The organism is Dysgonomonas sp. Marseille-P4677, assembly GCF_016652235.1.
Lineage (GTDB): Bacteria > Bacteroidota > Bacteroidia > Bacteroidales > Dysgonomonadaceae > Dysgonomonas.
Genome location: NZ_JAEPKU010000227.1, coordinates 1 through 3,070, shown reverse-complemented (window position 1 = coordinate 3,070; position 3,070 = coordinate 1). Strand labels below are relative to the sequence as shown.

The 3,070-nt window shown below is 40.3% G+C and carries 1 protein-coding gene; it reads left to right on the top strand.

Annotation, left to right across the window (positions count from 1 at the left end; translation table 11 throughout):
* Positions 1-111: 111 nt before the first annotated feature.
* The coding region (locus JGH11_RS19540) for a hypothetical protein (RefSeq protein WP_201114573.1) at positions 112-3,070 on the top strand (2,959 nt) is incomplete at its 3' end.

Sequence of the window (3,070 nt, the reverse complement as noted above, 5' to 3'; positions counted from 1 at the left end):
TATGAAACGATAGATTGCAGTAATCTGCAACCCAAGAGTTATGTGCTGAGAATTATGGTTAACAATATGTTTGTTAATGAGATTATTATTAAAAAGTAAGTCCTAAAAAATATGAAACGAAGCCTAACTAGTCTTTCTATCTGCTTTATGCAGTTGTTTATTATGAACGTATTTGGGCAAAGCACGATAGACGGAAAAGAAATTTTCCAGATATATGCACCCGAAACTTATGCCTTAGCCAGGTATGGTGACATTCCGGTGGACTATTCGACCGGGGTACCGGCTATAAATATCCCGTTAATGTCTATTTCCGATAAAGATATTATCCTGGATATATCTTTGTCATACCATGCAGCAGGTATCAAAGTAGACCAGGAAGCAACCTGGGTAGGCTTAGGATGGGCACTTAATGCCGGCGGGGTAATCACACGTCAGGTCAGGGGAGCCGAAGACTGCTATAATTCGGTTAACGGTAAATTTTCCCAAAGGCCGGTTATTCAGGATTATAATTATGTTACCCCTCTGTCGAATTACCTGAGCAGCCTGGCAACAGACCTGAATTTGATTGGTTCTTCAAGTTATAATATCTATGATGGGGAACCGGATATTTTCTACTATAATTTTTGTGGTAAATCGGGTAAATTCTTTCTGGATAATAATGCCAAAGGTTGTTTCTTTAAATATGAGGATTTCAAGGTGGAATTCCCTAATAATGACCTGTTTCGCATTACAGACCAGACAGGAGTAAAATATGAATTTACCACCAGTTCTTACGATATAATCCCTGTAGACAACCTGACTCAAAGGAGTACCTGGCATCTGACAAAAATAACAAGCCCTTCCGGTGGTGAAATAACCCTTACTTATGAATCCCGTTACAGTGAAACAGCAAGAAGGAGACAACACTCGACTTGTTTCATTGAAGTGAATCCTGAATCAGCCTCTTTTCATCAAATCAATAGTACGGCATACCATGCAGGCCTCCTTGCGAGCTCTTATTGTAACTATGCCCTGTTAAGCAAGATAACATCTAAATCAGGGAATTATATTAACTTCAACCTTTCGGCTACTTCACGTAAGGATATGAGCAATTCGACAGCTAAAGCCCTGGAAGAAATAATCTTGTATAATAGTAAAAATGAATCACAAAAGAGGGTAAGTCTTGGGTATGACTATTTTGAGGCGAATACTTCCCAGCGGTATAAGACCTATGATAATAAAGAACTGGCGGACTATAACTACCTTAACTACCGCTTACGTCTTAAAACGGTGAAGGAGGTTTCTAAGTCCGGTATATCCGGAGGCACATACCGTTTCGAATATTACGGGGATGATAATCCGTCAACGAATGATGCTTATACACTTCCTTACCGCTTATCTGCACGTCAGGACCATTGGGGTTATTACAACCACAGTTCTAACGTGACTATCTTTCCCAATAACTCTGTGAATAAAACAATTGGAGCAGATCAATGGCTCGATTGGTATATAGGAGGTAGAAGCACATATTTATCTCCTGTGTACGGCAGATCTTCGGGACTTGCTTGTAATGTCGTTACTGGAGGAGCTAACAGGGAAACTGATTTTGAAGCGGTAAAAGCAGGCAGCCTGAATAAGATAATATATCCTACCGGGGGGTACACTAAATTCGACTATGAAGCTCACAGAGTGTCAACATCTGATTATAGTGCTGGCGGTGGTATAAGGATTAAGCAGATAGAATCTTGTAATGAAAAAGGAAATAAGATTATTAAGGACTATGAATATGAGACTTATTCCGGACATTATCTGGAATACTATTATTACAGTTCATCCAGCCCGTACCATACTCTAATATATAATACCTATACTCCTACTGATTTACAGAGTATGCATCAGGTTTTAATGGCTATGGGAGTGCCTCCGAGTATAGTCTATAAAGAAAAATTGCACGTAATCCGAATTGACGGAGAGTCGCGTCTAAAACTGGGTATAGGAGCCGAAGCCTTATATTACAAAGTTACAGAAAAATCCAAAGGGCTCGGCCAGACTGAATATTATTATTCCTGTATGGATGACTTTTCTAACAACTGGGGCACTATCATACTAAACGGAACATATATTAATGACGCGTTTACTTTCGCATGGGTACAAACGGTTAATTATCCATGGTATGACGCATGCTATCTCAGTACAAAATTAGATAGCCAGTCATTTCCATATCCTGAAAGTATCGGCAATGACTGGCGTAACAGGCTCTTGAATTGTAAAAAAGTGTATAACAATGATGGCGTATTAGTTATGGAAGACTCAATTTTCTATAAAACAGCAATTTTACAGGCAATCCCGAACTATAAGGCCCTTCGGCTTGCCGATAATGAGTACATGTATGCACGCTCCTATACCATTGGCGGATCGGTAAATGTTAGCAAGGAAGTCAACAGGCAGTATATCCCCGGGCAGGGAATGGTACGTGTAGTAAAGGAAAATGATTATACATCCGTATCACATAAACAAATAACCGAAAACAGGACATGGGATAGTTCAGGAAAACTGGTCACTACCAAATATTATTATCCGCCGGAATACGGGGAAGTCCTTTCAGAACTGAAAAACAGTAATATACTTGTGCCGGTGGACGTGCGTTCATATAAAGAGAATAAACTGTTATCCGGCATGCAGATAAAGTATGACAGCAAAGGACAGGTCGATACAAAATACCGTTTTGAATCGGATGTCACCGATATGCCATTCAACAGCCAGAATCCATATACATTCTCTCCTTACTTGTGGAACACCTACTATGCATTTGGACTGTTGCAGGCCCAACTTATCCGTAGCGGAGTATTCAACGTTTATCTTTGGGGCTATAAAAACCAGTATCCAATAGCAGAAATCAAAAATGCAACATACGATCAAGTGAAAGCAATCATAAATGAAGCCACATTGACAACCATTGCTTCCAAGGATGAGCCTTCGACTTCAGACTGGGTTCTAATAAACGGCTTGCGGGCATTGCCGAATACTCTTGTCACCACCTACACCTATCAGCCATTGGTTGGTATGCTGACAGCTACCGATCCCTCCGGTA